Here is a 19,763-nt window from a genome sequence, read left to right on the forward strand (position 1 = left end):
GCAACGCTTAGCGACAGGCCGGGTCAGGTGTACCGGCCCAGTTGATCGCCTGTACCAACAGGCGCCGGTGATTTGGATCGGCATAGCTGGCTGGTGTATGGCCCAGCGCCGAATAATAGGCTCTGCCGCGACCGACGCAGTGCTTCCAGGCGATGGGATGGTCCGCGCCCATGCTGAGTTCGGGCGGCGGCGCATAGCTTGCCTCATCCAGCGTCGCCAGCACATGAACGCCCGCCTGCCGCGGGTTTTTGCGGAAGGAATACAATTCGTCCGTGACGCTGAAGCTGATCGGCAGTCCGCGTGTGACCGGATCGGCCTGATCGGCGACCCGCACCGTCGCCGCACGGAACTGCGGATTCATCGGATGGCCCAGGAAACTCGCGCCAACCAGCTTGTCGGTGTACCAGTCCCAGAAGGTCGCCGGATCGCCCGCCGCGCCGTGAATGCCGACGAAGCCGCCGCCATTCTGGATCCATGTCTGAAAAGCGGCGCGCTGCGGCACGGTCAGCGCGTCGCCGCTGATGTTGTTCCACACGACCAGATTGTAGCGTTGCAACACCTCTGGCCGGATCGCGCCGCCCTTGTCGGTGAACTGCATCGACCAGCCCTGTGTGGCGGCCATGTCTGCCAGAGCGGCATGGGCCGCATCGACCGATCCCTTGTCGTAGAAGCCATTGATCTTCTCGAAGACCAGAACATGCAGTCCCTTGCCCTCGGGACGCGGGTCGGCATGATCGTTGTCATAGCGCGCGCAGCGGGCGATCTGATCCGCCGGGGTCACCGAAATCTGCTTCAGCCGGGCATCGATCCGGGGCAGGGCCGATGTGTCCAGCTTCAGGAAGTCGAACAGCGTGCGGGGCGACATGATCACGCTGAAGGTCGGGGCCTGAGTGCCGCTCAGGAAGGGTGAGACCTTGGCGAAGTCGGCGCCCATGTCTTGCGCCAGGACCGCCTTAGCCTCGGGTTTGAGCAGGAGGTCGATCAGCGGACTGTCAACGGAATAGGGCGCGGTGGCTAAGGGGCAATCCGTCACCTGCGCTTGCGCCGGGCTGGATGATGCCATGACCAGCGCTGCAATGGCGACCAAGCCCGTCCGTACAGTCTTCATTCTAGGCCTTTCCCTGTTGCTCTGTGGAAGCATGATGCGCGTCGCACATCTGCCTGCCATAAGCTTTATGAAGCCTACTTTGGTGCAGTTTCAGAATTTGTCCAGATCACGCGCCAGCCTTGCGTGAGGATATTGCTTTGGCGCTCCTTGCTGCCCAGCTTGATCTGTTTGCCCGTTTGATGCGGTAACGGAGAAGGCAGCACATGCCATCCATAATTTGTGAATATAATTCATAAAGGCATGCTGATTTATGCCGCTAATCGAGGGGAATGAATGGGCCTAGTGGAGAGCCTCGCTCAACCACCAGAAAGGCTCTGACCCATGATCATGCGGGACCATGCTCTTGCCATCGCCGAGATGCCGTCATGTCGGTGACAGTCACGCGCATCGAGGCAGACCAGCCTGCCGCGCCGCCGCTGCGCCTGATGGTGGTGCTGTGCGCATTGATGGGCTTCGCGTCGATCTCCACCGACTTCTACCTCCCGGCCATGCCGACCATGGGCAAGGCACTGCATGCCGATGCAGGCGCGATGGAGTTGACCATTGCGGGTTACCTCATCGGCTTCAGCAGCGGGCAATTGGTGTGGGGCCCGTTGGGGGACCGCTTCGGTCGCAAGCGGCCGATCGCGATCGGGCTGCTGCTCTTCATCATTGGCTCGATCGGCTGCGCTCTGGCGGGATCGGCCAGCGCGATCATCGTCTGGCGGATCGTGCAGGCCTGCGGGGCCTGCGCCGGGGTCGTGCTGTCGCGCGCCATGGTGCGCGACGTCTATGGCGCCGAGCGTTCGGGCGCGATGCTCTCCACGCTGATCACGGTGATGGCGGTGGCTCCTCTGGTGGGGCCCTTGCTGGGCGGGCAGATCCTTCTTCTTGCCGGATGGCGGGCGATTTTCTGGGTGCTGGTCATCATTGGCCTGCTGACCGGGGCGGGCCTTGCGACAATCCCGGAAACCCTGCCGCCGGCGCATCGCTCGCACCGTGATATGGCGGGGGTCATGGCTGGTTACGCGGCCCTGCTGCGCGATGGCCGGGTGATGACATGCGCCATGGTCGGCGGGTTCTATTACTTTGGCGTCTATGCCTATGTGGCGGGCAGCCCCTTTGCCTTCATCACCTTCAGCCATGTGCCGCCACAGCGTTACGGTCTGATCTTTGGCGCCGGTATCGTGGCCATCATGCTGGCCAATATGGCCAATGTCCGTTTGCTTCCTCATTTCGGCGGCTTGCGCCTTATCCGCTGGGGAGCCTTGGCCTCGGCGGCGTCAGGGCTGGTGCTCGCCTTTGCCGCCTGGACGCAATGGGGTGGCTTGTGGAGTCTGGCACTGGCCTGCTTCGTCTATGTCGGCGCATCGGGGCTGATCGTGGCCAATTCGATGGCCCGCGCCATGGCGCATCGCCCCGATCAGGCTGGCGCCGTTTCCGCCTTGCTGGGGGCGGCGCAATATGGCTGCGGCATGCTGGGCTCGGCCGCGATCAGCGTGATGGCCGATGGCACACCGCGCCCCATGGCGAATGCCATGGCCGTGGCGGGCTGCGCCGCCATGGCGAGCTTCCTGTGGCTGGGGGCCCGCAGCGATCGCACCACCCTTCGACCGTCCTGAGAAAGGCGCACCGCTTGAACCGTACCGATCTTGCCGACCTCTCCGCCTTTCTGGTCGTGGCCGAGCAGCGCAGCTTCACCCGTGCCGCGGCCCAGCTCGGCATTTCCCAATCGGCCCTGAGCCATACGATGCGCCGCTTGGAAGGACGCATGGGCGTGCGGCTGCTGACGCGGACAACCCGGTCGGTGTCGCCAACCGATGCCGGTGAGAAGCTGATCGCCATCATCCGCCCCGCGCTCGACCAGATCGATGCGGGGGTGACCCAGATCGGGCAGTTGCGCGACAAGCCGGCGGGCACGATCCGCATCACCACCTCCGATCACGCGGCGCGCAGCATCCTGCTGCCCGCGCTCGACCGGCTGTTGCCTGACTATCCGGACCTTCATGTCGAGGTCAGCATCAACGGCGGTTTCGTCGATATTGTGGAGGAGCGCTTCGACGCCGGGATCCGGCTGGGGGAGGCGATCGACCGCGACATGATCGCGGTGCGCATCGGTCAGCCCGTCCGGATGGCTTGCGTGGGCGCGCCCGCCTATTTCGAGACGCATCCCGTGCCGTTGACCCCGCAAGATCTGGCGAGCCATAACTGCATCAACATGCGCCTGCCCTCATCGGGCGGGCTCTATGCATGGGAGTTCGAGAACAACGCGCGCGCGATGAATGTGCGTGTCAGCGGGCAATTGACGGTTTCGGGCCCCGGCTTTCTGGTTCAGGCGGCGGAGGCCGGGCTGGGGCTAGCGATGACGATCGACGAGATCGTCAAGGACAGCATCGCCGGGGGGAGGCTGGTCAGGGTTCTGGAAGACTGGTGCCCTCCCTTTGACGGTTATCATCTCTATTATCCGAGCCGACGACAGGCCTCGCCCGCTTTTGCCTTGCTGGTGGATGCGCTGCGCTACAAGGGCGACTGAACGAGCTGTCCCGCCAGCATGCGCCGCTCGCGCCCGCGACCGGCCTCCGCCGCGAGTTCATTCGCGACCTCCCATGGCTCACCGCTGAGCGGCTGATTGTCGAGATCCTCCACGCCGTCCAGCGCTTCGATGCGATCGGGCTTGAGGCCGGCAAAGAGCGGCGTGAGGTCGACCGGCTCCAGCCCATAGGCCGAGACCAGTTCGAACGTCTTGCGACTGGCCGCCGGATTGGTCAGGCTGTCGACCAGAACACGGGCAATCGTCTGGCGCGCGACGGTGCCATCGCTGGGGTCGCCAGCGTGGCGCCGGTCGCCCTGCAGGAAGAGCGGCATCATGTCATCGATGCCGTTGTCGTCGAACCAGCCCGGCCGCACGATGGTGTAATCGAGGCCGCTGACCCGCAGCAGGCGCTCGGCGCGGCGCTTCCAGTCATGGGCATGGGTGCGGCGGTTGTCGTCGCCCACGCGATCGGTGACGCCGATGGCCGTCATCAGCGCGAGGCGCGGCGTCCGGTCGCCCAGAGCCGTCAGGATGTTGCGGACGCCGCCGTAATCCACGGCTTTCGCGCCCTGCTTGCCAAAGCCGTCAGACCCCAGCGTGATGATGATGGCCTCCACGCCGGAGACGGCCTGGGTCAGGGTTTCGGGCTCGGTGACATCGCCGATATGGCAGGTGACGCCCGCGGGAAGGCGTCGGCCCTTTCTGGCGGAGCGGACAAGGGCGCGGACCCGATGCCCGGCCTTGAGCGCCTCGAGGGTGACAAGCTCGCCAATGCTGCCGGTCGCGCCGACAAGGAGGACATCGAGACTGGGGCTTTTCATGATCGCGGCCTCCGGCATGGGCAAGAGAAGCAGGCAGGCAGGGAAGCATCGGGGGGAGATGGGAAGAGCCCGATGATTCCCTGCCCGCGTTCACGCGGTTATGGGCCCGCATGAAGCTGTGTGGGGGTGGGGTGTCAGTCGATCGACGGCGCCAGAAAAGCTTCGTCGGTTACTTTTTCCATCCAGTCGGCGGAGACGCCTTCGCTGGTTTCAACGATGGCGATATGGCTCATGGCCGTGGTGTCGCCGGCGCCATGCCAATGGCGCTCATTCGGGCGTATCCAGACCACGTCGCCGGCCCGAATGGCCCGCACCGGACCATCCTCGGCCTGAACGCGGCCCACTCCGTGGGTGACGATCAGCGTTTGGCCTTTGGGGTGGCGATGCCATGCGGTGCGGGCCCCCGGCTGGAAATGGACGTGAGCGCCCATGATGGTGGCACCGTCCGTCCCGGCAAAGGGCGTGTCCACCCGAACCGAGCCGGTGAAGGTTTCGTCCGGGCCTGAGACAGCGGCAACGCTGCCGTTACGTATGATATCCATAATGACGGTCTCGACATGCGGAAGGGAATGAACCGCACTTCTAGACCGCCTTTGGGCGGAGGATTAGGCTGGTTTGTTGAGATGCCGCTATGAACCCCGATCATGAATGCGATGGCGCGTCATTGCGGCGCGAGTGGCCCATAATACCAGCTGGCGGTCGTTCCACCGTCCATCAGAATATCGCTGCCCGAGATGAATGCCCCCTCGCGGCCCATCAGAAACGCACCCAGAGCGCCGACTTCATCGGGTGTGCCCGCGCGTCCGGCCGGAGACTGTTCCAGCATCTTGCGATAGCCTTCGCCACGCGGTCCGTTCAACTCGTCATGGGCCAGCGGCGTGATGATGATGCCGGGGCTGATGGCATTGATCCTGGCGCCGCGCTGCCCCCAGCGCACCGCTTCGGCTCTGACCCGCAAGCCATTGGCGCGTTTCGACATCTGATAAGCCAGAAGCGTATCGGTGATGCAATCGGGCTGCAACATGGGCAAGGCCAGCAGGTCATCGGCGGGCGTGGTGGCCAGTTGCCGATCCTGATCGGCGGTGAGGGCGGGCATGCGGTATCCTGATTGTGAGGAAATCACGATACCGGAGCCACCCGCCGCGATGACCGTGCCGAACACCTCGAGGATCAGCGCCGTTCCATAGAGATCGACCGCCAGAATGGTCTGCGCGGGCGCCTGCGAGGGGGAGACCCCGGCGGCATGCACCAGGCCCATCACCGCGCCCATGGCGGCGGCCCGCATCGAGAGCGCCTCGACCGAGGGCCGGGACGCCACATCGACCACAGCCGTTTCGACGGTGAAACCGGCATCGCGCAAGGTCTGGGCCGCGCTGTCGGCGGCGTCCTGCCGCAGATCGGCGATGAGCACGCTTCTGCCTGCCGCGACGCGGCGGGTTATGGCTTGGCCGATGGAACCGGCGCCAATCAGAACAATGACTTCTTTCATGGAAGAACCTTTCAACGGGCGCCTGTCCGCGCCTCGGCAGACTTAACGGCAGGAGAGTTGTAACACCGCCTCGGGAAGGCAAAAATTTCGGACTCTTCCGGGGCTTCGCTATAGATCGAGGTGAAGCTCATGGTGCCGAAGCCGATCGGGGAAACCTCGAGGGAGCCAAGGATGCGGGTGCTTAGGATCATGGTTCCGTCCTGTCTGGGCACAGGCGCCGACTCGATTGCGTGAGGGGGCGTCCATGGTCGATCAATCTGCGGAGAGCCTTTTTAAACCTGCAGTCCGGGCGTGATAAGCTGGCCTTATGCGCAAGCCTTTATGAAGTGGGCTCATGAAAGGGTGGAGGGAGGCGGTCCGGCAGGAGGCTCCGCTGGCCGCCCAGCCATTTTTGCATTCCCATGCCGCTTCGGATAGGCAGTGGCCTTTCACCAGCGCGCCCGGCGCGCCGCCGATGATCCGGACTTGCCATGACCGAAGAGCTGATCCTGCGCCCGCGCCAAGCCAGCGATGCCGATGCGCTGTTCCCCACCATGTCCGATCCCGAGACGATGCGGTGGTGGTCGCGCGCGCCTTACGAGAATGTCGAGGATTTGCGCGAAACTTTCGCGAGTGACGCGCAGTCGAACTGGCAGTCATGGGCGATCGTGAAGCCTGAGGACGACCGGCCCCTCGGTTTCGTATCGGCAGGGCAGAAGCGTGAGGGCCTCGTGGAAATCGGCTATCTGCTGGCCCGCGAGGCGCAGGGCAGGGGCTATGCGCGCGCGGCGGTCACCCTGCTGATCGACCAGCTTTTCGCGCAGGGGCAGCGGCGGATTTTCGCCGATATCGATCCCGACAACCGGCCCTCCATCGCCCTGATGGAGAAGCTGGGCTTCTCGCTGGAGGGGCGGCTGCGGGCCGAGTGGCAGACGCATATCGGCCTGCGGGATTCGCTGATCTATGGCCTGCTGGTCGAGGAATGGCCCTCCCGCAAGGGCGGATAGCTATTTGCCCGCAACCATCAGCACCGCCAGCGTCAGCACTTCCATGCCGGTGCGGATACTCGGCTTGGGATCGGGCGCGAAGAAGGGGGAGTGGTTGACCGGCACCGGTTTGCCTTCCGCCTTATATTTCGCCAGCACCGCCGGATCATAGCCGCCCACGCTGAAGAAGGTGGTCTGCGCCACACCCGCGGCGGTGTATTCGGAGAAATCCTCGCTGGCGGTCCAGCCCGGCTCGCTGGTGGGGACCAGCGTGACCCGGTCCTTGCCCAGCGCCTGCGTCAGCATGCCCGCCGCCCGTGCCGCCAGCGCCGGATCGTTGAGCACCGGCGCCGTGCCATGGATGCGCACCACATCGGGCGCGGGGGCATGCGACATCTGCGCCACGGCGCGCGCCGTCTCGCCCACGCCATCGACCAGCAGCTTGCGCACGGCAGGCTCGTAAGAGCGCAGCGAGAGCGCCAGTTGCGCCGTATCGGGGATGATGTTGCCCACCGTGCCCGCATGGAACGATCCCACCGTCACCACGCCGAATTTCTGCGGGTCTTTCTGGCGGCTGATCACGGTTTGCACGTCCTCGACGAAGCGGGCGCCCATCACGATGGGGTCGATGCTCTTGTCGGGCATCGAGCCATGCGCGCCCTGCCCGTGGAAGGTGATGACGATGGAATCGCTGGCCGAGGTGGTGGCGCCCTGCTTCACTGACACCTCGCCCGCCGGGGCCGAGCCGATATGGGCGGCAAAGGCGTAATCGGGCTTGGGAAATCTGGTGTAGAGCCCGTCATCCAGCATGGCTTTCGCGCCCGAGACGACCTCTTCGGCGGGCTGGCCCACCATGATCAGCGTGCCATGCCACTGGCTCTTCATCCCGGCCAGCGCCTTGGCGGTGCCGACCCACCAGGCCATATGGCTGTCATGCCCGCAGGCGTGGTCGACGAAGGTCAGCTTGCCCTCGACCGTCTGCTGCGCGCGGCTGGCATAGGGCAGGCCGGTCTTTTCCTCCATCGGCAGCGCGTCGAGTTCGGTGCGCAGCATCACCACCGGGCCGGGGCCATTGCGCAGCACGCCCACCACGCCGGTCTTGCCGACATGCTCACTCACCTCAAAGCCCAGCGCCTTCAGCCGCGCGGCCAGAATGCCCGCCGTGCGGTTCTCCTGAAAGGCGACCTCGGGGTTCTTGTGGAGGTCCTGATAGAGCGCCTCAAGGTCGCTCCACTGCGCATCGAAACTGGCATCCACCTGTTTGCGCAGCGCCGCCGGATCGGATTTGGCCTGAACGGTGAGCGGGGCAAGCATCAGGCCTGTGGCGAGCATCAAATGGAAAGCGCGCATGGCAACCTTTGCGACAGAGGGAAGGCGGCGGACCGGTCAGGGCCCGCCACCATGGCACCAGCAGAAGCAAGGCTTGTCAATGCGCTGAGCGTGGCAAGTTAGCGCATGGTCGGGGTCACAAGCTGTTCATGCCGGCCTTCGCCCATCGGCCATGCAGCATTTTTGCGGCTTCCTTGGGCCTGCGGTCCCGCGTGAAGACGCCCTTCAGATTGAGCGAGCCCACACGCATGATGTTCTGCGATGTCTTGAAATCGGCAAAGGCCCAGGGATGCGCGCCAATCACGAAAGGCAGCCCCGCCAGCACATCGAGATAGGTGGCGATCAGGTCGGACTGGAAATCCTCGCTCCACATTTCGGCGGGCTGGGCATGAATGCCCGCCATGGCGTCCGCGCCGAATTCGGTCACGATGATCGGCTTGGCGCCGCATTTTTCGTGCAGAGCGCGGATCTCGCGTTCCAGGGTCACGCCCGCATCGGCGATCCGCCCCGATCCGGCATACCAGCCATTGTAGCTGTTGGTGCAGATCACATCGCCCTGCGACACCCATTCGACCGGGCCGCCCTGAACGCTGACCAGCGCGACCGGGCGCGTGCTGTCCAGCGAGCGCAGATGGGCAAACATGTCGGCAAAGAAGGCCTTGCCCTTGGCTACCGCATCGCCGGGCGCCGCTTCCAGCGAATGGAAGGGCTTGGTCAGCGGCTCATTGGCGATCGACCACAGGATGACGCAGGCATGGTTCTTGTCGCGCGAGACCAGATCGGTGATGTCCTCGGTGAGTTGCTTATGCCGCGCGGCAATGGCGGCGGGGGCATCGGCAAAGGTCATGCTGACCGCCGGCGTTTCCCCGATCACCATGAAGCCATAGCGGTCCGCCAGCATCATCGCTTCCTCGGAATAAGGATAGTGCGAGGTGCGGAAGCTGTTCGCGCCGATCCATTTGAGCAGCTCGAAATCGCGCACCAGCGCCGCCAGATCGAGCCCGCGCCCATGCAGCGCAAAGTCCTCATGCTTGCCGAAGCCGCGCAGATGGACCGGCTCGCCATTGACCAGCAGAGCCTCGCCCTTGACCTCGACCGTGCGCAGGCCGACCGGCAGGGCATATTCATCCAGCGGCGCGCCACCGCCCAGCCGTGTGGTCAGCGTGTAAAGGAAAGGATCGTTCGGGCCCCACAGGCGGGGGGAGGGCACATGGATCGTCGCCATGCCCGCGCCATTGCTGACCGACACACCCACCTCGATGGGTGAGGCGCCGCCCGAGAGCGTCAGCCGCGCGGGGCCTGACCAATTGCCGGAGACCGCAAGGCGCACATCCACCAGCGCGGCACCGCCGGAGCGCCGCGTCGTGACCGTCAGATCGCGAAGATGGACCGCCGGGACCGAGCAGAGCCAGACGGGCCGGTGCAGCCCTGAGTAAGGGAAGAAATCATAGGAGGTTTCGGGCAGATCCTCCTGATAAAGATGGAAGGCCTGCGTGTCCGGGATGGCGGGCACGCGGTCGATCCGCAGCCGGTTTTCCACCATCACCACCAGTCGGTTGGGCTTGTCTGCATGCACGGCATCGCTGGCGTCGAAGGCAAAGGGCAGGTGGCCGCCCAGATGCTCGCCCAGCAGATGGCCGTTGAGCCACACCTTGGCGTGATAGACCGCCGATCCGAAGCGGATGACCAGACGGCGGTCACGCGTTGGGGCGTCGGCGTGAAACTCGGTCTGATACCAGGCGGCGCCAAAGTAGTTCTGGGCATCGTCGAACAGGTCGTTCCAGCTGCAGGGAACGGGAATGCGCCGCGCCTGATCGAAGCCTTCGAACCAGCGCTTCGCCTCGCCCTGATCCTCGGGATCGAGGCGGAAGTCCCACAGGCCGGACAGATCGCGGGTGGTGCGCGTCGCGCTTTCATGCGGATAGAGCGGGGTAAAGCGGGGATTGGCCGCGATGTCGGCCTTGCCCGGCGCGGGTGCGGCCACCGCGACATCGGCCAGCGAGGCGCTGACGGCCAGTCCGGCGCCGACTTCGAACATCTGCCGGCGCGTCATATCCAGCCCGCGGCGTGTCATATCGGCCATCTGTGTCTCTCCCCCTTGTCTTGTGTGCCGCCTGTTTCGAAGCATGATGCGGCCGTATTGGACTGACCGCCTCTCACGCAAGGTTTGGTCATAAACGGGATGCTAGCTTGGGTTATATCCCATGGCAAGCCAATCCGAACGGAAGATTTTACCAATATTGCGGAATCCGCCTTGCAATTGGTCAGGCTAATATGTAGCCGAGTGGCAGATGGATCGCCGTGAAGCGATCTGCATTTGCGGGGAGATGAAGAAATGACGTCCGCCACTCGTATGATTCATGCATGGCTTGCCGGATCGGCAATGCTGCTGGTTGCATCCGCGGCTCAGGCCCAGACCGCCCCGCCGGTAGATCAGGCTCCGGCGCCGGGAGATATCATCGTGACGGCGCAAAAGCGGGCGCAGAACCTCCAGAACGTGCCAGCAGCGGTGCAGGTGGTCAGCGGACAGTTGCTGCAGGCGAATGGCGTGCGGGACTTTGCCGATCTCAACCGCGTCGCGCCCTCGCTGGTGGTCAGGCCAGCGGAAAATCCGGTCAATGCCTCGGTGTCGATCCGCGGTGTGGGCACCTTTGCTTTCTCCATCGGCGTCGAGCCCAGCGTCGCTGTGGTGGTCGATGACGTGCCGATCTCCTTTCAGGCGCGCGCCTTTGCCGATCTTGCCGATATCGAGCGGATCGAGGTGCTGCGCGGACCCCAGAGCACCCTCTACGGCAAATCCGCCTCGGCGGGCCTGATCAACATCGTCACGCCGGGGCCGAGCAAGACGCTCACCGCCAAGGTCAGCGCGCTGGCCACCTCGGACAGCGAATGGCAGGGCAATGCTGTGTTGTCAGGGCCGTTGACCGACAATCTGGGCTTCCGCACCACGCTCAATTATGACGATTTCGGCGGCAACATCCGCAATCTGGCCGATGGCAAGAAGGTCAATGGGCGCCGCATCTTTTCGACGCATAACCGTCTGGTGTGGACCCCAAGCGCGAACCTCAAGATCGATGCCGGGCTCGATTACATCAATGGGCGGAACACCACCGGGCGGCCCTTTGTCGCTTTGTCGCCCACCGCGCTGCTGCGCGGCAATCCGGCCTATCCCCAGTCGGCCTATGCGCCCGGCGTCACAGTGGGGCCCAACAATCGCAATGTGGTGAACGATTACACCACCGGCACGCAATATCACGATCTGGCGGAATCGCTGCGCATCTCGCTCGATCTGGGCGGGCCGACGCTGATGTCGATCACCAGCCATGACAGCTTCCGCCTGAACGATCAGCTCGATCAGGATGAATCCGCGCTGGCCTCGATCAACAACAAGCAGTTCGGCACCTTCACCTCAAAACAGTGGACGCAGGAGCTGCGGCTGGTTTCGCCGGGGCATGACCGCTTCCGCTACACGCTGGGGCTGTTCTATGCGAATGTCGATTATTCGCGCGACTTTACGCGCGGGCCCTTCTACTCGCAGGCCCGCTGGTACGCCACGGCCAATCAGGAGCAGGAGGCTGGTTTCGGGCAACTGGAATTTGACGTTCTGCCCCACACCACGCTGATCGCCGGTGGCCGCTACAGCCATGAGCGGGTGAAGTACACGTTCCTCGACATTCTGGGCAACAACACCTTCTATTCGGGCAGCGCGGGTGACGATTTCGGCACCTACAAGCTGGGCATCCAGCAGCATCTGGGCGACAATGTGATGGTCTTCGCCACCTATGCCACCGGGCACAAGGGGCAGACCTATGACCTGTCGACCGGCTTCAACGCCAACCGCACCACGCCGGTGCGGCCCGAGACCTCGACCGATTGGGAACTGGGCGTCCGCACCCAGTTGCTCGACCGCCGCGTGACGCTGAACGCCACGCTGTTCGATACCCATTACAAGGATTTCCAGGCCCAGGGCATCGAAAATCTGGCCGATGGCACGGTCAATTACCGCCTGACCAATGTCGGCCGCCTGCGGACGCGGGGCGTGGAGGTCGAAGCCTCGGCGCGCGCGGCGCAAGGGCTGAACATCGGCGGATCGGTGGCCTATCTGGATGCCACGATCACCGATTTCGCCAATGCCCAGTGCTACACCAACCAGACGGCGGCGCAGGGCTGCGTCCCGGCTGCGGGCGGTGTTCCGGCGCATCAGAACCTGACCGGTTCGCGTCCGCCTCAGGCGCCGGAATGGAAGCTGACCGCCAATGTGGACTATGCCCATGATCTGGGCAGCCTGCCGTTCCAGGGCGTGGTGACGGCGGCCTACACCTATCAGAGCGCCATCAACTATTCGCTCAGTCAGGACCCGACGACGGTGCAGGGCGGCTATGGCATCGCCAATCTGTCGATCGGCATCCGCCAGCCGGAGTGTCACTATGAGGTGATGGCCTTCGTCAACAATCTGTTCGACAAGCACTATTACCAGAACATCACCAATTCGAGCGGCAATTACGCCGGGCAACTGGCGATCCAGAGCTATCTGCCGCGCGACTTCGCCCGCTATTTCGGGGTGCGTGCTTCCTATTCCTTCTGATCCTGTTGCGGCGGGGTTCGCTCCGCCGCAGCATTGCCTTGCAGGTCAGTTTTTGCGGAAGATCAGCGAGAGATTGTTGGCGGGCATTTCGATGGATCGCTCGAAGGTGAGGCCCTGGGCGTCGGCGCAGCCCACCACATCTTCCACCTCGCGCAATCCCCAGCGGGGATCACGGGCGCGCAGCTCGGCATCGAAGGCTGCATTGCCCGGTTCGAGTGGCCGCGCACCGCGCCGGTATGGGCCATAGAGATAGAGAACTCCGCCAGCGGGCAGAATACGCCCCGCGCCGCGCATCAGGCCTGCTGTGGCCTCCCATGGGCTGATATGGACCATGTTGATGCAGACAATCGCCGCTGCCTGATCGATGGGCCAAACCTCCCGAGCGGCATCCAGCTCTAGCGGCGCAAGAAGATTGGACAGGCCCTCGCTCCGCGCCCAGGCGGTGATGGATTGACGGGCCTCGGGCAGAGGATCGCTGGGTTGCCAGTGCAGATGCGGCAGGTGGCGGGCCATATGCACGCCATGCTCGCCCGTGCCGCTGGCGACTTCCAGCACCAGCCCGGAGGCAGGCAGAATGTCGCGCAGAATCTCCAGAATGGGCTCGCGATTGCGCAGGGCAGCCGGGGCGGAGCGGCGGCCATCCTCGATATCGGTCATGGCGTCAGCTCCTTTCGCATATCCTGTGCTGTCGGTTTTCCTGCCCGCTCCAAGGTATCCAGCGTGGCCAGCGCCATGGCGCGATAGGCGGGCGCCAGATCCGGGCAGCTCCGGTTGATCGCATCGAGATGACGGCGGATGGTCATACCGTCGCCGCGCAGCAGCGGGCCGGACAGCGCATCGAACCCATGCGCGAGGCTGTTCTCCAGCGCGGCGCGGACCAGCGGCGCCAGCAGCGCTGCGGGATCGTCGACTCCCGCCGCCTGCAGGGCCTGCAGCGATCCGGCCAGCAGCGTGACCAGATGATTGGCCCCGTGGCACAGCGCAGCGTGATAGAGCGCGCGATGCTCCTCGGCGATAAGGACGGGCGCCCCGCCCAGCAGGCGCACCAGCCTTGTGGCCCGTTCGCATGCCTCTTCGCCTACCCCGGTGATGGCGAAGCGGGCGCCGACCATGCGCTGGACTTCACCGGAGGGATCGCCAGTGAAGGTCATCGCCGGGTGGATCGCGGCAGTGATGGCGCCCCGCGCCGCCAGAGGCGCGAGGGGAGCCACGCCGCTGCCGCCGCTGACATGGGCCACCAGCGGAGCATGGGCGAAGGCGCCCGCATTGCCCAGATCGGCGACAATGCTCCCCAGCGCGTCATCGGTGACCGCGATCAGGATGATGTCGCTGGCCTCTACGAGCCGGGCCAAATCGCCAACAGCCTCCGCGCCCCCGATCCTTTCCAGAGCCACCTGAACGCTGCTTGCCGACCGCCCCCAGATCAGGGGCAGCGGGGCTGAATGAGGGCGCAGGGCCAGGGCAAGAGCTTGCGCCACGCGCCCTGTTCCAATGATGCCGATCCGGTGTTGGGTCATGGCCGCCTCTCTATCGGCAGACCCTGCGCTTGGCTACCGGGCGCAACTCAGGCCTTCATTCGTGCTTGGGATCGAAATCGGGCTTTTGGGCTGCGACATAGGCATCCCACTGCGCCTCATTGCGGAAATCGAGCCCCTTGTCCCATCCGGCGCCCATGTAATAGACGAAGGGCTGGCCCGGCTGAACGCGCAGCAGCACCAGATAATTGTCCGAATCCTCGCGGATCTCGGCGATCATGGCCGGGTCGACCATCAGCGCCACGGCCATCGCGCCCTTCATCGGATCTTCCGGCCCCCACCATGACAGCGTGCCGCGCGCCCGATCCGCATGCAGCGTGCCCTTGGCCTCGGAGGTCGGATGCTTGCCGATGCCGATGCCCACCAGCAAAGGCTCGGGCTTGTCGGAGCTGATGGTCGAGACCATGCGCGTGAAGTTGGTGCCAAGCGGCAAGCTGAAACGCCGCGTTTCCCAAACCTTGCGATCGACATCCACCGGCCAGGGTGCATAATTCACCTCGAAACGGGCGACATCGGGGCCATTCTTCAGGATCTTGTAGCCGCGATAATTGCGCGACACCCACAGCTTGTTGTCCTGCCAGATGCCCAGCCCGCCAGCCCCGCGAAAGGTGTTGACGTTGTAGAAGTCCAGACCTTCGCCATGATAGGCGTGCTGGTCGCCGGTGCGCAATTGCCGCTCCATAAAGGGCCAGCGGACATTCTTGCCCCAGGCGTCCATGCCCGAGGTGGAGGGCGGCTCGGCACTTTCCAGCGGTTGCCCATAGATGCGATGCGCGGTGCGGTCGTTCTCCCACAGAATGTCGCCATAGCGATAGGGAGCGAAACTGACCGTGGCGCGGGGCTGGCGCTCGGTCTCGGCGGGCGCCGTCAACGCGCCATGGATCGGGGGCATGGTGGTCGGCGGCATATCGTCCGGGGCCGCGCGGAGCGGCGCGCTCGTGACGGCCAGCGTGGATGTCAGCATGGCGAGCACCGGCCATGCCCGCTTCGAGATGATTGTCATGTTTCGCTTTCCTCACCCTTGTGCCCATCAGGCTAGCAGCGGGAAGATTGTATGACAACTATGTTGTTGCATGGCGAAATAGCACTGGCGGGACGGGCGGCGGATGGCTAGGATCGCGCCTATGAAAACCACCAAAGCGGTCTCCCTGGCTGACGAACTCGTGCGGCAACTCGAACGACAGATCGATTCCGGCGAATTGCCGCCCGGATCCCGTTTCCCCACGGAAAAGGCGATCACCGATTCCGCAGGTGTCAGCCGGACCGTGGTGCGCGAGGCCTTTGCCCGTCTGGCGGCGCGCGGGCTTCTTGAGTCGCGCCGGGGGTCCGGCGCCTATGTGCCTGCCGCCGCGCGCTACCGCGCCTTTCAGGTGACGCCTGAGGAGATGCAGGAGGTCGAGGATGTCATCAAGCTCCTCGAAATCCGCATGGCGCTGGAAACCGAGATGGCCGCTCTGGCAGCGGAACGGCGGACTGAGGCTGATATTGCCACCTTGCGCGAATGCCTCGATCGGATGGCCGAGGGAGGGGATGTCGAGGCCTCCGTCGATGCCGACGCGGCCTTCCATGCGGCCATCGCGCGGGCGACGCAGAACGATTATTACTCGCGCTTCATGGATTTTCTGGGCATCCGTCTGGTGCCCCGCCGCGCGGTCTATCTGCGCGATCAGTCCGATGTGGCGCATCGCTCCTATGCCAAGGCCATTCAGCGCGATCATGAGGGGATCTTCACCGCCATCGAGGCGGGTGACCCGGTTGCCGCGCGCCGCGCCGCGCGCCGCCATATGCAAAAGAGCCTGGAACGCCACCGCCGGATGAAGGACGAAGCGGAGGCCGGTCCACTGGATTGAACATCCTCCTGCAATAGTTGTCATACAACTGTTGCCTTGGCGATGAAAGAGCGATAGGCTCTCCCTCGAAAGAACGGCCAGCGCCTGTCGGCGCGCCAGGGCCGGCACAATCGAGAGGGAGCTGATGCCAAGGGCTCAAGAGGGCGCGCCGCAGCGCGCCACACCGCCGTTTGGCGGATATCGCTGGGTGATCTGCGCTCTGCTGTTCGCGGCGACGGCGATCAACTATATCGATCGCCAGATGATCGGCGTGCTCAAGCCGACCATGCAGGCCGAGCTGGGCTGGCGCGAAAGCCAGTATGCCGACATCGTCTTCTGGTTCCAATGCGCCTATGCCATCGGCTATCTGGCGCTGGGGCGGTTCATGGATGTGGCCGGGGCGCGCTTCGGCTATGCGATCACCTTCGCCTTCTGGACGCTGGCGCATATGGCGCATGGCTTGGTGCGCGGCGTCACGCAATTTGCTCTTGCCCGCTTCGCGCTGGGCATCGGCGAGTCGGGCAATTTTCCCGCGGGCCTGAAAGCCGTGACCGAATGGTTCCCCCAGCGTGAGCGCGCTCTGGCGGTTGGCATTTTCAACGCCGGGGCCAATGTCGGCGCGGTGCTGACGCCGCTGATCGTGCCAGCCATCACCCTCGCCTATGGCTGGCGGATGGCCTTTATCGCGACGGGGGCGCTCAGTCTGGTCTGGCTGGTGGCGTGGATCGCGATCTACCGCCAGCCCTCCCGCCATCCGCGCGTTGGCGCCGAGGAACTGGCGCTGATCGGTGAGGGGGCGGAGACTTCGGTTCCGGCAGGCTCCGGCGGTTCGTCATGGCGGCAATTGCTTGGTTTGCGTGAGACCTGGGCGCTGGTCATCGCCAAATTCATGACTGATCCGATCTGGTGGATGTATCTGTTCTGGCTGCCTGACTTTCTGGGCAAGCGCTATGGGCTGGATCTGGCCTCCTTCGGGCCGCCGCTGGTGGTGATCTACCTCATGTCGGATCTGGGCAGCGTGGCGGGGGGCTGGGCCAGCTCGCGCTTGCTGAAACGCGGCGCCACCCCCAATCGCGCCCGCAAGCTGGTGATGCTGGTCTGCGCCATTGCCGTCACGCCGGTGCTCTTCGTGCAATTTGTGGACCGCCTGTGGTCCGCCGTATTGCTGATCGGCATTGCCACCGCCGCCCATCAGGCCTTTTCCGCCAATCTGTTGACCTTGCCTTCCGATCTCTTTCCGCGCCGCGCCGTGGGATCGGTGATCGGCATTGCGGGCGCCGCAGGGGCGCTGGGCGGGATGGCGATGGCCAAATATGCCGGTTTTGTCCTTGATGCCCTCGGCAGTTACGCGCCCATCTTCGCGGTGGCCGGTTCCGCCTACATTCTCGCGCTGCTTGCGCTGCATTTGCTCAGCCCCCGGCTTGTGCCGGTCGAGGCATCCCGTCTGGAGGTACAGTCATGAGTTTGCGTCATCTCGCGCCCCTGCTGGCGCTCACGCTCTGGTCCGGCCCGGCGCAGGCCGCGCCTGCCCCGCAAGCCCCTCTGGCGGTGGCGGAGCGTCTGGCCGACTGGCAGCTTGCCCACCGCGACGACACCACGCTGGTCACCCGTTTCAGCGAGGAGACCCGCCGTCCCGCCTCCTGGCAGCAGGCCACTTTCTGGATCGGCATGACCATGCTGGCCGACCATCTGCCCGCCGACAAACATCTGGCCAAGGCGGTGCTGGCGATGGGCAAGGGCGAGGGCTGGCATCCCGGTCCGCGCCCCTATCATGCCGACGATCAGGCGATTGCGCAGGCCTATCTCTGGGCCGCGACCCACGGCGCCGGCGCCGAGGCGGTCGCGCCGACGCGGGCGCATCTCGACCATATTCTGGCTCAGCCGCCCAAGGTCGGGCTGGCTTTCTATGCGGGCGGCAAGGGGATCGAATGCGAAACGCGCTGGTGCTGGGCGGACGCGCTGTTCATGGCGCCCCCGGCCTGGATCGCGCTCTCCCGCCAGACGGGCGATGCGCGCTATCGCCGCCATGCGCTGGCCGAATATCGCCGCACGGTCGAGTTCCTCTATGATCCGGCCGAGCAGTTGCTCTACCGCGACAGCCGTTTCTTCGAGCGCCGCGATGAAGCCGGGCGCAAGGAGTTCTGGAGCAGGGGCAATGGCTGGGTCTTCGCCAGCCTGGCTCGGATCATCCCGATGCTGCCCGCCGGAGACCCCGACCGGACATGGATGGAGGGCCTGTTCCGCGCCATGGCCGAGCGGCTTGTCGCGTTGCAGAAAGCCGATGGCTATTGGGCGCCGTCCTTGTTGGCCACAGGGGACACGCCGCCCGAAACCAGCGGGACCGGCTTTTTCACCTATGGACTGGCCTGGGGCGTCAAGGCCGGGCTGCTGGACCGGGCCCATTACGCGCCCGCCGCGCAGCGTGGCTGGGCGGCCCTGACCCGCGCGATCCAGCCCGATGGGCGCCTCGGCTATGTGCAGCAGGTGAGCGACCGGCCCGAGCAGGTCGCGCCCTCTGACACCCAATATTACGGCACCGGCGCCTTTCTGATGGCTGCCGTCGCCATGGCCGATCTTGAGCGCTGACGTTCTTTCCGGAGATTTCCCCTATGTTCGCCAAGACCTATTACGCCACCCATCCCGACATGATGGACGGCGCCAGCAATGATGATCTGCGTGATCGCCACCTCGTGACGGATCTGTTCACGCCGGGCCGGATCGTGCTGAACTACTCGCATGGCGAGCGTTTTATCATCGGCGGCGCGGTGCCGGGGGCGACTCCGCTGGCGCTGCCGGTGCAGGATGAGCCTGCCTCGGCCAAGGGCCATCCCTTGCTGGAGCGGCGCGAACTGGGCGTCGTCAACATTGGCGCGCCGGGCGTGGTGACGGTGGATGGCGAGGCTGTCGCGCTCGATCGGTATGAGGCGCTCTATGTGCCGATGGGCGCGCGCGAGGTGCTGTTCCATGGCGAGGGCGCGCGTTTCTATCTGCTGAGCGTGCCTGCCCACAAGGCCTATGCCATGCGCAAGCTGACGCTGGAGGGGGCCAATCCGCTGGCACTCGGTACGCAGGCGACGGCGAATGAGCGTTCGGTCTATCAGTTGATCCTGCCCGGCCTGTGCGACAGCGCCTCACTGTGTCTTGGCCTGACCATTTTGAAACCGGGCAGCGTGTGGAACACCATGCCGCCGCATGTCCATGCCCGCCGCTCCGAGATCTACCTCTATTTCGACCTGCCCGAGGAGGGCCGCGTCTTCCATTATATGGGCGAGCCCGAGGCCCTGCGGCACATCGTGATGCGCAATGAGGAAGCGGTCATTTCGCCCCCCTGGTCGGTGCATATGGGGGCGGGCACGTCGGCTTACGCTTTCATCTGGGCGATGGCGGGCGAGAATCTGGATTATACCGACATGGGCATCTGCGACATTTGCCAGCTTCAGTAGAACGTCGCAGTCTTCTGTTTTCACGATGTTTTTTGCCGTGAAAATCCATATTGAAAAGTTATCATACAACTAGTTGTCATACACATTTCTCGCTGCTATATGACCAGTGTGACAGCGATGTCAGATTCTGAAGATGTCAGAATGCGA

18 protein-coding genes are annotated in these 19,763 nt (G+C 64.5%); 8 read left to right on the forward strand and 10 right to left on the reverse strand.

The features are described 5' to 3' along the window. Positions 1-7: 7 nt before the first annotated feature. On the reverse strand, positions 8-1,108 hold the full coding sequence (locus ABDW49_RS23165; protein ID WP_343615626.1) for a ThuA domain-containing protein: 1,101 nt from the start codon (positions 1,106-1,108) through the stop codon (positions 8-10). A 365-nt stretch (positions 1,109-1,473) separates the two neighbouring features. Between ABDW49_RS23165 and ABDW49_RS23170 the strand changes: the two genes are divergently transcribed. Together ABDW49_RS23170 and ABDW49_RS23175 are read left to right on the forward strand one after the other, a co-directional pair. Continuing rightward, on the forward strand, positions 1,474-2,709 hold the full coding sequence (locus ABDW49_RS23170) for a multidrug effflux MFS transporter (protein ID WP_343615628.1): 1,236 nt from the start codon (positions 1,474-1,476) through the stop codon (positions 2,707-2,709). A 14-nt stretch (positions 2,710-2,723) separates the two neighbouring features. Then, positions 2,724-3,620: a LysR family transcriptional regulator gene (locus ABDW49_RS23175; protein ID WP_343615630.1), complete on the forward strand. Its 897-nt coding sequence runs from the start codon at positions 2,724-2,726 to the stop codon at positions 3,618-3,620. Here the strand turns inward: ABDW49_RS23175 and ABDW49_RS23180 are convergent. The 4 genes from ABDW49_RS23180 to ABDW49_RS23195 form a co-directional block, all read right to left on the reverse strand. Further along, positions 3,605-4,441 (reverse strand): SDR family oxidoreductase, encoded by an 837-nt coding sequence (locus tag ABDW49_RS23180; RefSeq protein ID WP_343615633.1) that lies wholly within the window; start codon positions 4,439-4,441, stop codon positions 3,605-3,607. The two genes, ABDW49_RS23175 and ABDW49_RS23180, sit on opposite strands and share 16 nt — an antisense overlap. A gap of 134 nt (positions 4,442-4,575) precedes the next feature. Then, positions 4,576-4,983, reverse strand: coding sequence for a cupin domain-containing protein (locus tag ABDW49_RS23185; RefSeq protein WP_343615635.1), 408 nt, complete (start codon positions 4,981-4,983; stop codon positions 4,576-4,578). Between the two features lie 119 nt (positions 4,984-5,102). Beyond that, positions 5,103-5,930 (reverse strand): SDR family oxidoreductase, encoded by an 828-nt coding sequence (locus ABDW49_RS23190; RefSeq protein WP_343615636.1) that lies wholly within the window; start codon positions 5,928-5,930, stop codon positions 5,103-5,105. An 11-nt stretch (positions 5,931-5,941) separates the two neighbouring features. After that, entirely contained in the window at positions 5,942-6,121 is a 180-nt protein-coding gene (locus ABDW49_RS23195) for a hypothetical protein (RefSeq protein ID WP_343615637.1), read from the reverse strand. 279 nt (positions 6,122-6,400) lie between these two features. On the opposite strand from ABDW49_RS23195, the gene ABDW49_RS23200 reads away from it, so the two are divergent. Further along, a complete protein-coding gene (locus ABDW49_RS23200) occupies positions 6,401-6,916 on the forward strand; it encodes a GNAT family protein (RefSeq protein ID WP_343615639.1) in 516 nt (171 codons plus the stop codon). Here ABDW49_RS23200 and ABDW49_RS23205 read toward each other — a convergent pair whose 3' ends face one another. Beyond that, the gene (locus ABDW49_RS23205) at positions 6,917-8,245 is read right to left on the reverse strand and encodes an amidohydrolase (protein ID WP_343615641.1); all 1,329 of its coding nucleotides are present in this window, start codon (positions 8,243-8,245) and stop codon (positions 6,917-6,919) included. 115 nt (positions 8,246-8,360) lie between these two features. Next, positions 8,361-10,307: a beta-glucuronidase gene (gene uidA / locus ABDW49_RS23210; protein WP_343615643.1), complete on the reverse strand. Its 1,947-nt coding sequence runs from the start codon at positions 10,305-10,307 to the stop codon at positions 8,361-8,363. A 300-nt stretch (positions 10,308-10,607) separates the two neighbouring features. Here uidA and ABDW49_RS23215 point away from each other — a divergent pair, with 300 nt between their 5' ends. Further along, positions 10,608-12,809 (forward strand): TonB-dependent receptor, encoded by a 2,202-nt coding sequence (locus ABDW49_RS23215; protein WP_343615644.1) that lies wholly within the window; start codon positions 10,608-10,610, stop codon positions 12,807-12,809. Positions 12,810-12,854: 45 nt separating this feature from the next. Here ABDW49_RS23215 and ABDW49_RS23220 read toward each other — a convergent pair whose 3' ends face one another. The 3 genes from ABDW49_RS23220 to ABDW49_RS23230 are packed head-to-tail and all read right to left on the reverse strand — an operon-like array spanning position 12,855 to position 15,347. Next, positions 12,855-13,466: a DUF938 domain-containing protein gene (locus tag ABDW49_RS23220; protein WP_343615645.1), complete on the reverse strand. Its 612-nt coding sequence runs from the start codon at positions 13,464-13,466 to the stop codon at positions 12,855-12,857. Beyond that, positions 13,463-14,326, reverse strand: coding sequence for a Rossmann-like and DUF2520 domain-containing protein (locus ABDW49_RS23225; protein WP_343615646.1), 864 nt, complete (start codon positions 14,324-14,326; stop codon positions 13,463-13,465). The genes ABDW49_RS23220 and ABDW49_RS23225 overlap by 4 nt, the downstream gene beginning before the upstream one ends. 55 nt (positions 14,327-14,381) lie before the next feature. Further along, positions 14,382-15,347, reverse strand: coding sequence for a DUF4861 family protein (locus tag ABDW49_RS23230; RefSeq protein WP_343615648.1), 966 nt, complete (start codon positions 15,345-15,347; stop codon positions 14,382-14,384). Between the two features lie 121 nt (positions 15,348-15,468). On the opposite strand from ABDW49_RS23230, the gene ABDW49_RS23235 reads away from it, so the two are divergent. From ABDW49_RS23235 to kduI, 4 genes are all read left to right on the forward strand, one after another. Continuing rightward, the gene (locus ABDW49_RS23235; RefSeq protein WP_343615650.1) at positions 15,469-16,194 is read left to right on the forward strand and encodes an FCD domain-containing protein; all 726 of its coding nucleotides are present in this window, start codon (positions 15,469-15,471) and stop codon (positions 16,192-16,194) included. Between the two features lie 124 nt (positions 16,195-16,318). Then, positions 16,319-17,635 carry an MFS transporter gene (locus tag ABDW49_RS23240; protein ID WP_343615652.1) on the forward strand — a complete coding sequence of 439 codons (1,317 nt, stop codon included), beginning with the start codon at positions 16,319-16,321 and terminating at the stop codon, positions 17,633-17,635. After that, complete coding sequence (locus tag ABDW49_RS23245) at positions 17,632-18,759, forward strand: glycoside hydrolase family 88 protein (protein WP_343615654.1); 1,128 nt, start codon at positions 17,632-17,634, stop codon at positions 18,757-18,759. The genes ABDW49_RS23240 and ABDW49_RS23245 overlap by 4 nt, the downstream gene beginning before the upstream one ends. Positions 18,760-18,782: 23 nt before the next feature. Beyond that, positions 18,783-19,616 (forward strand): 5-dehydro-4-deoxy-D-glucuronate isomerase, encoded by an 834-nt coding sequence (kduI, locus tag ABDW49_RS23250; protein WP_343615656.1) that lies wholly within the window; start codon positions 18,783-18,785, stop codon positions 19,614-19,616. Positions 19,617-19,763 lie beyond the last annotated feature (147 nt).

Origin of the sequence: Novosphingobium sp. (assembly GCF_039595395.1) — a bacterium.
Taxonomy (GTDB): domain Bacteria; phylum Pseudomonadota; class Alphaproteobacteria; order Sphingomonadales; family Sphingomonadaceae; genus Novosphingobium.

What these genes read in the sequence shown, in the direction of transcription:
- ABDW49_RS23165 (WP_343615626.1), bottom strand. Translation starts at nt 1,108, where the DNA reads ATGAAGACTGTACGGACGGGCTTGGTCGCCATTGCAGCGCTGGTCATG.
- ABDW49_RS23170 (WP_343615628.1), top strand. Translation starts at nt 1,474, where the DNA reads ATGTCGGTGACAGTCACGCGCATCGAGGCAGACCAGCCTGCCGCGCCG.
- ABDW49_RS23180 (WP_343615633.1), bottom strand. Translation starts at nt 4,441, where the DNA reads ATGAAAAGCCCCAGTCTCGATGTCCTCCTTGTCGGCGCGACCGGCAGC.
- ABDW49_RS23185 (WP_343615635.1), bottom strand. Translation starts at nt 4,983, where the DNA reads ATGGATATCATACGTAACGGCAGCGTTGCCGCTGTCTCAGGCCCGGAC.
- ABDW49_RS23190 (WP_343615636.1), bottom strand. Translation starts at nt 5,930, where the DNA reads ATGAAAGAAGTCATTGTTCTGATTGGCGCCGGTTCCATCGGCCAAGCC.
- ABDW49_RS23195 (WP_343615637.1), bottom strand. Translation starts at nt 6,121, where the DNA reads ATGATCCTAAGCACCCGCATCCTTGGCTCCCTCGAGGTTTCCCCGATC.
- ABDW49_RS23200 (WP_343615639.1), top strand. Translation starts at nt 6,401, where the DNA reads ATGACCGAAGAGCTGATCCTGCGCCCGCGCCAAGCCAGCGATGCCGAT.
- ABDW49_RS23205 (WP_343615641.1), bottom strand. Translation starts at nt 8,245, where the DNA reads ATGCGCGCTTTCCATTTGATGCTCGCCACAGGCCTGATGCTTGCCCCG.
- uidA (WP_343615643.1), bottom strand. Translation starts at nt 10,307, where the DNA reads ATGGCCGATATGACACGCCGCGGGCTGGATATGACGCGCCGGCAGATG.
- ABDW49_RS23215 (WP_343615644.1), top strand. Translation starts at nt 10,608, where the DNA reads ATGCTGCTGGTTGCATCCGCGGCTCAGGCCCAGACCGCCCCGCCGGTA.
- ABDW49_RS23220 (WP_343615645.1), bottom strand. Translation starts at nt 13,466, where the DNA reads ATGACCGATATCGAGGATGGCCGCCGCTCCGCCCCGGCTGCCCTGCGC.
- ABDW49_RS23225 (WP_343615646.1), bottom strand. Translation starts at nt 14,326, where the DNA reads ATGACCCAACACCGGATCGGCATCATTGGAACAGGGCGCGTGGCGCAA.
- ABDW49_RS23230 (WP_343615648.1), bottom strand. Translation starts at nt 15,347, where the DNA reads ATGACAATCATCTCGAAGCGGGCATGGCCGGTGCTCGCCATGCTGACA.
- ABDW49_RS23235 (WP_343615650.1), top strand. Translation starts at nt 15,469, where the DNA reads ATGAAAACCACCAAAGCGGTCTCCCTGGCTGACGAACTCGTGCGGCAA.
- ABDW49_RS23240 (WP_343615652.1), top strand. Translation starts at nt 16,319, where the DNA reads ATGCCAAGGGCTCAAGAGGGCGCGCCGCAGCGCGCCACACCGCCGTTT.
- ABDW49_RS23245 (WP_343615654.1), top strand. Translation starts at nt 17,632, where the DNA reads ATGAGTTTGCGTCATCTCGCGCCCCTGCTGGCGCTCACGCTCTGGTCC.
- kduI (WP_343615656.1), top strand. Translation starts at nt 18,783, where the DNA reads ATGTTCGCCAAGACCTATTACGCCACCCATCCCGACATGATGGACGGC.